Annotated in this window: 1 protein-coding gene; it reads left to right on the top strand. The window is 74.5% G+C overall.

The window, feature by feature from the left end:
• Nucleotides 1-5 precede the first annotated feature (5 nt).
• Nucleotides 6-9,518: a type I polyketide synthase gene (locus ACQPZW_RS31830; protein WP_433789717.1), complete on the top strand. Its 9,513-nt coding sequence runs from the start codon at nt 6-8 to the stop codon at nt 9,516-9,518.
• Nucleotides 9,519-9,654 lie beyond the last annotated feature (136 nt).

Raw genomic sequence — 9,654 nt, 5'->3', positions numbered from 1 at the left:
CCGACATGGACACCGAAGCGAAGCTCCGCGACTACCTCAAGCGGGCCACCACCGACCTTCTTCAGGCGCGCCGGGACCTCGTCGACGTCCAGGAGCGGGCCGCCGAGCCGATCGCGATCATCGGCATGGCCTGCCGCTATCCGGGCGGGGTGGAGACGCCCGCGCAGCTGTGGGATCTGCTGGACTCCGGCCGCGACGCGATCACCGGGTTTCCGCAGGACCGCGGCTGGGACGTGCCGGACGGCGACTTCACGCAGGAGGGTGGCTTCCTCGACGAGGCGGGCGCGTTCGACCCGGCGGTGTTCGGCATCTCGCCGCGGGAGGCGCTGGCCATGGACCCGCAGCAGCGGCTGCTGCTGGAGACGTCGTGGGAGGCGTTCGAGCGGGCCGGCATCAACCCGCTGGGGGTACGCGGCTCGGCCACCGGAGTGTTCGCCGGTGTCATGTACCACGACTACGCGTCCCAGCTCACCGCCCTGCCGGAAGGGGTCGAGGGCTACCTGGCGACCGGTACCTCGGGCAGTGTGGTGTCCGGCCGGGTGGCGTACACGTTCGGGCTGGAGGGCCCGGCCCTGACCATCGACACGGCCTGCTCGTCGTCGCTGGTGGCCCTGCACCTGGCGGTCCAGTCGCTGCGGCGCGGCGAGTGCACGACGGCCCTGGCCGGTGGTGTGACGGTGATGGCGTCGCCGAGCACGTTCGTCGAGTTCGCCCGGCAGGGTGGCCTGGCGGCGGACGGCCGGTGCAAGCCGTTCGCCGAGGCCGCCGACGGTACCGGCTGGTCGGAGGGCGCCGGTGTGCTGCTGGTGGAGCGGCTCTCCGACGCGCAGCGGCTCGGCCACCCGGTTCTCGCGGTGATCCGTGGCTCGGCGGTCAACTCCGACGGCGCCTCGAACGGGCTGACCGCCCCGAACGGGCCCGCCCAGCAGCGGGTCATCCTGGACGCGCTGGCCGACGCCCGGCTCACTCCGGACCGGATCGACGCGGTCGAGGCGCACGGGACCGGCACCCGGCTGGGCGACCCGATCGAGGCGCAGGCGCTGCTGGCCACCTACGGCCGGGACCGGGCGCCGGCGAACCCGCTGCGGCTCGGCTCGCTGAAGTCGAACCTGGGACACACCCAGGCCGCCGCCGGTGTCGGCGGGGTGATCAAGATGGTCGAGGCGATGCGGCACGGCGTGCTGCCGAAGTCGCTGCACGTGGACGCCCCGTCGTCGCACATCGACTGGTCGGCCGGGACGATCGAGCTGCTCACCGAGGCCCGCCCGTGGACGGCCGGTGACGAGCCGCGCCGGGCCGCGGTGTCGTCGTTCGGGTTCAGCGGCACCAACGCCCACATCATCCTGGAGCAGGCGCCGGCCGCGCAGCCCGCGCCCGAGGGCACGACACCGATCGTGCCGCTGCCGCTGTCCGGCGCTGACATGGCCGGGTTGCGGGCACTCGCCGCCACTGTCGGCGAGTACCCGGCGTCGATGGCCGACCTCGGCGCGACCCTGCTCACCCGTGGGGCGCTGCCGGTGCGGGCGGTCGCCTGGGACGCGGAGTCCCTGGCGGACATCCAGGTCTCCGGCACGGTCCTCGGCACCTCCGACGTCGTGTTCGTCTACCCGGGTCAGGGCGGTCAGTGGCTGCACATGACCGTGGGCCTGCTGGACGATCCAGCGTTCGCGGACCGGCTGCGTGAGTGTGATGCGGCGTTGCGCCCGCTGGTCGGGTTCTCGGTCGAGGAGGTGCTGTGCGGCGGCGACGACTGGCTCACCAAGGTGCACATCGTCCAGCCGGTGCTGTGGGCTGTCGGTGTCGCGCTCACGGCTTGGTGGCAGTCCTTCGGTGTGACTCCGGCCGCGGTGATCGGTCATTCGCAGGGTGAGGTCGTCGCCGCGGTGGTGGCCGGGGCGTTGTCGGTGGAGGACGGTGCCCGGGTGGTGGCCGCGCGGTCGCAGGCGCTGGTCGATCTGGACGGCACCGGCGGGATGGCGTCGATCGCCGCGGGCCCTGGCACGGTCGAGGGTTGGCTGCGGGACGGGATCACGATCGCGGCGGTCAATTCGCCGTCGCAGGTCGTCGTGGCCGGTAGGCGGGATGCGATCGAGGCGTTCGTGCCGTGGTGTGAGCGGCAGGGAGTCCGCGCGCGGCAGGTCGAGGTCGGTTACGCGTCGCATTCGGCGCAGGTGGAGCCGGTCCGCGAGGACGTGCTCACGGCGATCAAGGACGTTACGGGTACGGCTCCGCAGATCCCCTGGTATTCCACGGTCACGGGGGAGCGGGTCACCGAGCTGGTGACGGCTGACTACTGGTGGGAGAACCTACGCAGGCAGGTGCGGTTCGCGCCGGTGGTGGAGAAGCTGACCGGCGACGGGTTCCGCCTGTTCGCCGAGGTGTCGGGCCATCCGGTGCTGACGTTGGCGCTGGAGCAGAGCGCGCCGGACGCCGGTGTGTGGGGCACGCTGCGCCGCGGTGAGGACGGCCCCGCCGCTCAGATCCGTGCGCTCGGGGACGCCTGGGTGCGTGGCGTGGACGTGGACTGGCGCGCCTGGCCGAGCGACGGCCGCTGGCTGCCCGGCCTGCCGACGTATCCGTTCCAGCGCGAGCACTTCTGGCTGGCCTCGGCGCCGGGCGCCGGCGACCTGGCCGCCGCCGGGCTCGACGACACCGGCCACCCGATGCTGGCCGCCGCGGTCCTGCTGCCCGGCGACGGAACGGTGGCGTTCAGCGGGCACGTCTCCCGGCGTACCCATCCCTGGCTTTTGGATCATGAAGTGCTCGGGCGGGTGCTGGTCCCCGGGGCGGCCCTGCTCGAACTCGCTCTCGCCGCCGGTGAGTGGACCGGCTCGCCGGTCGTCGGCGAGCTGCTGCTGAAGGCGCCGCTGGTGCTGCCCGAGACCGGCGGCGCCGACCTGCGGGTCACCGTCACCGCCGACCGGGAGATCGCCATCCACTCCCGGACCGATCGTGATCAGCCGTGGACCGAGCACGCCACCGGCACGCTGCGCCCGGCCGGCGAGACGCCCGGGCCGGACCTGCCGTGGCCGCCGCACGCCGAGCCGGTCGACGCCGACACCCTCTACGCGAACCTCGCCGACACCGGCCTCGTCTACGGCCCCGCCTTCCAGGGGCTGCGGCGGGCCTGGCGGCGCGACGGCGAGATCCTCGCCGAGGTCACCCTGCCGGCCGAGGCCGAGGCCTACGGCATCCACCCGGCGCTGCTCGACGCCTGCCTGCACGCCCTGGCCGCCGGTGGGCTGGTGCCCGGCGACACGGCGCGGCTGCCGTTCGTGTTCGGCGGGGCCCGGCTGCACGCGACCGGCGCCCGCACACTGCGGATCCGGCTGACCGCGGCCGCCGGCGCCGAGACGGTCCGGCTCCAGGCCTGCGACGAGGCCGGCCTGCCGGTTCTCGACATCGACGCCCTCGCGGTCCGCCCGGCCGCCACCGAGGCCACGGTCACCGTGCCGCCGCTCCACACGCTCGGCTGGGTGGAGACCGACGTCTCATCGGTGTCCGAAACCGACCACGTCGTCCTCGACTTCGCGAGCACCGCCGAGGCCACCCCGGAGACCGTCCGGGCCGAAACCGCGCGCCTGCTCACGGTCCTCCAGCACAACCTTCACGATCATTCAAAACATCTGGTGGTACGTACGGACGGGGCGCTCGCCGTACTAGGGACCGACACGGTGCCGGGGGTGGTGTCCGGGGCCCTGTGGGGACTGGTCCGTTCGGCGCAGAGTGAGCACCCCGGTCGCCTGACCATCGTGGACGCGCCCGACGACAGCCGGCTGGCCGACATCGTGGCCGCCGGGCATCCGCAGGCGGCCGTCCGTGACGGCCGGATCCTCGTGCCCCGCGTCGCCCGGCAGGAGCCGTCCGACCGGGAGCTGCCCGACCTCACCGGCGGGACGGTCGTGGTGACCGGCGCGACCGGCACGCTCGGACGGCTCGTGGCCGCGCATCTGGTGGCGGCGCACGGCGTACGGGATCTGCTGCTGTTGTCGCGTTCCGGCGGTACCGTCGACGTCGAGGGCGCCACGGTCCGGGGGGTGGCCTGCGACGTCACCCACCGGGACGCGGTCCTGGCGGCGCTGCGCGACATGCCGGTCACCGCTGTGATCCACACCGCCGGGGTGCTCGACGACGCGATGCTCACCGACCTCACCCCGGAACGCCTGGACGCGGTGCTGCGGCTGAAGGTGGACGCCGTACACCATCTGCACGAGGCGACCGCCGGCCGTGACCTGGCCGCCTTCGTCCTGTTCTCGTCGGCCGCCGGTCTGTTCGGCAACGCCGGCCAGGCCGCCTACGCCGCCGCCAACACGTTCACCGACGCGTTCGCCGCCCACCGCCGCGCCCGCGGCCTGCCCGCCACCTCGCTGGCCTGGGGCCTGTGGGACACCGACGCCGGGATGGCCGGCAACCTGACCGACGCCGACCGGCGGCGACTGCGCCGGGGAGGTGTGCTGCCGCTGGACCCGGCGAACGGCCTGGCCCTGTTCGATGCCGCGCTGCGCGCCGACGTGCCGCTGGCCGTGCCGGTCGCGCTGAGCCTGCCCGCGCTGCGCGAGACCGCCGCGGCCGGGATGCTGCCGATCGTGCTGTCCGGCCTGGTCCGCACCGCACCGCGCCGGGCCTCCAGCGGCGGTTTCGCCCAGCAGCTCGCCGGGGTCTCCGAGGCCGAACGCGAGCAGACCGCCACCGAGCTGGTCCGCGGCGTCATCGCGAACGTGCTCGGCTTCGGCGGGGGCGCCGCGGTCGACCCGAACCGGGCGCTGCGCGAGCTGGGCTTCGACTCGCTGACCGCGGTCGAGCTGCGCAACCGCCTCCAGCTGGCGACCGGCGTGACCCTGCCGGCGACGCTGGCGTTCGACTACCCGAACGCGCGGGCCATCGCCCGGTTCCTGCTCGACCGGGTGCTCGGCGCCGCCGCGCCCACGGCCGAGCCGGTGGCGGCCCGTACCGACGAGCCGATCGCGATCATCGGGATGGCCTGCCGCTTCCCCGGCGGGGTGCGCTCGCCCGAGGACCTGTGGCGGGTCCTCGACGACGGTGTCGACACGATCGCCGGGTTCCCGCAGGACCGCGGCTGGGACCTCACCGGCGCCGGGTTCACCCAGCTCGGCGGCTTCCTCTACGACGCCGGTGAGTTCGACGCCGGGGTGTTCGGCATCTCCCCGCGCGAGGCGCTGGCCATGGACCCGCAGCAGCGGCTGCTGCTGGAGATCTCCTGGGAGGCGTTCGAACGGGCCGGGCTCGACCCGCTCGGGCGGCGCGGTGAACGGGTCGGCGTGTTCACCGGCCTGATGTACCACGACTACGGCACCGGACTGTCCATCCTGCCCGAAGGCGTCGAAGGCTACCGGGCCACCGGCGTGTCCGGCAGTGTCGCCTCCGGCCGGGTCGCGTACGTCTACGGCCTGGAGGGTCCGGCCCTCACCATCGACACCGCCTGCTCGTCGTCGCTGGTCACCCTGCACCTGGCGGCCGAGTCACTGCGCCGCGGCGAGTGCACGATGGCGCTGGCCGGCGGCGTGTCGGTGATGGCCAACCCGGCCACGTTCGTCGAGGTGGCCCGGCAGGGCGGGTCGGCCGCCGACGGCCGGTGCAAGCCCTTCTCCGCCGCCGCCGACGGCGCCACCTGGTCCGAGGGCGCCGGAGTCCTGCTCGTCGAACGACTCTCCGACGCCCAGCGGCTCGGCCACCCGATCCTCGCCGTGATGCGCGGCTCCGCGGTGAACTCCGACGGCGCCTCGAACGGGCTGACCGCCCCGAACGGGCCCTCCCAGCAGCGCGTCATCCGGGCCGCGCTGGCCGGCGCCGGCCTGAAGCCGCGGGACGTGGACGCGGTCGAGGCACACGGCACCGGCACCGCGCTGGGCGACCCGATCGAGGCGCAGGCGCTGCTCGCTACCTACGGCCAGGACCGCGAGACCGACCCGCTCTACCTCGGCTCGGTCAAGTCGAACCTGGGCCACACCCAGGCCGCCGCCGGTGTCGCCGGACTGATCAAGATGGTCCTCGCGCTCGGCCACGGCGTGCTGCCGCGCAGCCTGCACATCGACGCGCCGTCGCCGCACATCGACTGGCAGTCCGGCGCCGTCACCCTCCTCGACACCGCCCGCGTGTGGCCGGAGCTGAGCCGCCCGCGCCGGGCCGCGGTGTCGTCGTTCGGGATCAGCGGCACCAACGCCCACGTCATCCTGGAGCAGGCCCCGGCCCTCCCCGAAGCGCCGGAGAACCCGGCCCTGCCGGTCGTCCCGCTGCTGCTGTCCGGCCGTGACCAGACCGCCCTCGCCGGTCAGGCCCGAAGGCTGGCCGGATTCCTGCGCGACCACCCCGCACTGCCGGTGACCGAGGTGGCGCACACCATCGCCGGACGGGCCCGCCTGGAACACCGCGCGGTCGTGCTCGGCGCCGACCTGGATGCGCTGACCGCCCTCGCCGACGGCCGCCCCACCCCGGGCGCCGTCACCGGGACCAGCGGCCCGGCCGGTGGGATCGTCTTCGTCTTCCCCGGCCAGGGCGGCCAGTGGGAAGGGATGGCGGCCGACCTGCTGGACAGCTCCCCGGTCTTCGCGGCCCGGCTCCGCGAGTGCGACAAGGCACTCGGCGCGTACCTGGACTACTCCGTCGAGGCGGTGCTGCGGGGAACGTCCGGAAACCTGGACCGGCTCGACGTGGTCCAGCCCGTGCTGTTCGCCGTGATGGTGTCGTTGGCCGCCTGGTGGGAGCAGCACGGCGTCAGCCCGGCCGCGGTCGTCGGCCACTCCCAGGGTGAGATCGCCGCCGCCTGCGTGGCCGGGGCGCTCACCCTCGACGACGCGGCCCGGATCGTGGCGCTGCGCAGCATCGAGATGATGACGATCGCCGGTGGGGGAGCGATGCTCGCGGTCGCCGCCCCGGCCGCCGACATCATCCTCGGGGACACCGAAGTGGAGATCGCGGCGATCAACGGGCCGGCGTCGGTGATCCTGACCGGGCCGGCCGAGGCGATCGACGCGCTCGCCGCGAAGTTCGAGGCCGACGGGGTACGGGCCCGGCGGGTCAAGGCCAGCGCGGCCGGGCACTCGGCGCAGGTGGAGGTGCTGCGCGACCGGGTGCTGGAGCTGCTGGCCGACGTGCGGATCGGCGCCGGGCGGGTGCCGTGGTACTCGACCGTGCGCGCCGAGCCGATGAGCCCGGAGGCCGGGGCCGCCTACTGGTACGACAACCTGCGCCTGCCGGTCCGGTTCGCCGACGCCGTGCAACGCCTGGCTGCCGACGGGTACCGGCACTTCGTCGAGGTCAGCCCGCATCCGGTGCTGACCGGGTCGATCCAGGACACCAGCGGCGACGTGGCGGTCACCGGGACGCTGCGCCGCGACGAGCCGGGACGCGAGATCCGTACCCTCGCGGAGGCCTGGGTGACAGGTGTCCCCGTCGACTGGTCCACCGTCCTCACCGGCCGCCGCCGGAACCTGGACGTGCCGACCTACGCCTTCCAGCGCAAGCACTACTGGCTCGCCGACACCCCCGGCGCGACCACGGGCGGCGACCCGCAGAACGAGTTCTGGGCCGCCGTCGAGGCCACCGACGCCGACCGGCTCGGCGAGGCGCTCGGCGTCGACCCCGGCACGCTTGCCCCGGTGCTGACCGCCCTGGCCGGCTGGCACCGCGGCCGGCGCGAACGCTGGCAGGTCGACGCGTGGCGGTTCCGGATCGTGTTCAAGCCGCTGCCCGAGCCCGAGCCGGGCCGCCTCACCGGCACATGGCTGGTGCTGCATCCGGCCGGCACCGACCCGGCGGACCTGACGCTGGCACTGGTCGGCGCGGGCGCGGAAGTCGAGCACGCCACCAAGATCGACGCGGTGACCGGCCGGCCGTACGCCGGGATCATCTCCCTGCTGACCACCGTGACCGGCACCCTCGACCTGATGAACATCGTGGCCGGCACCGGCGTCCCGCTGTGGATCGTGACCCGCGGCGCCGTCCGCGCCGTCGCCGGCGACCCGCCCGCGCAGGTCGCCGCCGCGCAGATCTGGGCGCTCGGCCGCACGTTCGCGCTCGAACACCCGGAGGAGTGGGGCGGCCTGCTCGACCTGCCGGCTACCGTGGACGCCCGCGCCACCGACCGGATCGCCGCCGTCCTCGCCGGGTACGACGAGGAGGACCAGGTCGCGATCCGCGTGACCGGCGTCCTCGCCCGCCGCCTGCGCCCGGCCCCCGCCGACCCGACGCAGCCGCTGTGGACGCCGCACGGCACGGTGCTGATCACCGGCGGCACCGGCGCGCTCGGCGGCCACGTCGCCCGGTGGGCCGCCGCCTCCGGCGCCGACCACGTGGTCTTGACCAGCCGTCGCGGCCCGGACGCCCCCGGCGCGGCGCAACTGCGGCAAGAGCTCGAGGACCTGGGGGTACGGGCGACGATCGCCGCCTACGACACCGCCGACCGCGCCCAGGTCGCCGCCCTGCTCGCCGCACTGGACACGCCGGTCCACGCGCTGATCCACGCGGCCGGCACCCTCGACCCGATCCTGCTCGCCGACACGACCGAGGCCGACCTGGCCCACGTCATGTCGGGCAAGGTCGACGGCGCCGTACACCTGCTCGACCTGCTCGACCCCGCCCACCTGGACCGGGTGGTGCTGTTCTCCTCCAACGCCGGGGTGTGGGGCAGCGCCCGCCAGGGTGTCTACGGTGCCGCCAACGCCGCCCTCGACGCGCTCGCCGAGCAGGCCCGCGACCGCGGTCTGCCGGTCACGTCGGTGGCCTGGGGATTGTGGGATGGCGGTGGCATGGCCGAGGACAGCGGCGGCGAGGACTACATGCGCAGGCGCGGGTTCCGGGCGATGCCGCCGGAGGCCGCGATCACCGCGATGCGGCAGGCCGCCGGAGCGGGGGAGACGTTCCTGGCCGTGGCCGACGTCGACTGGCCGGTGTTCGCGGGCGCGTTCGGGTTCGCCCGGACCCGGCCGCTGATCGCCGACCTACCCGACGTGCGGGCACTGCGGGAGAGCGCCGAGGCCGCGCCGCCCGCCGATGCCGGTGACGGCCTGCGCCGGCAGCTCGCCGAGTCGGCGCCGCACGAGCACGAGCAGATCGTCCTCGACCTGGTGCGCGGGCACGCCGCCACCGTGCTCGGGCACGCCTCGGCCGACGCGGTCGACGCGCGTCGCCCGTTCAAGGAGTTCGGCTTCGACTCGCTGACCGCGGTGGACCTGCGCAACCGGCTCACCGCCGCCACCGGGCTGACCCTGCCGGCCACCCTGGTCTTCGACCACCCGACCCCGGCCGCCGTGGCGACGCTGCTGCGGGACCGGCTCGTCGGCGGCGCCGGCCCGGAGACGGTGCTCGCCACGATCGACCAGCTGGCGCAGGAGCTGGCCGCGACCGCCGGTGACACGGCGTTGCGGCTGCGTGTGGAGATGCGGCTGCGGGGCCTGCTCGACGGTCTCGGCCAGACCGAGACCGCAGTGTCCGGGGTGGACCTGGAATCGGCCAGCGCCGACGAGGTGTTCCGCTTCATCGACGAGCTCGGCGTGGGGTGAAACCCCAGCTAGGGGAGCGCTAGGGGTAGGCCGTCCCGCTGGGGGCGGCCTACTTTCGCGAAGGCTGGCGGGAGTGCGGACAGCACTCCGGCTGGCACGTCACGTCGATCTTCCGTGCCCCGCGCATACCGATGTT

Source organism: Actinoplanes sp. CA-252034 (genome assembly GCF_050956125.1).
Lineage (GTDB): Bacteria > Actinomycetota > Actinomycetes > Mycobacteriales > Micromonosporaceae > Actinoplanes.
Note: the sequence above shows the minus strand (reverse complement) of the source record. Positions and strands in the feature narration are given on the sequence as shown.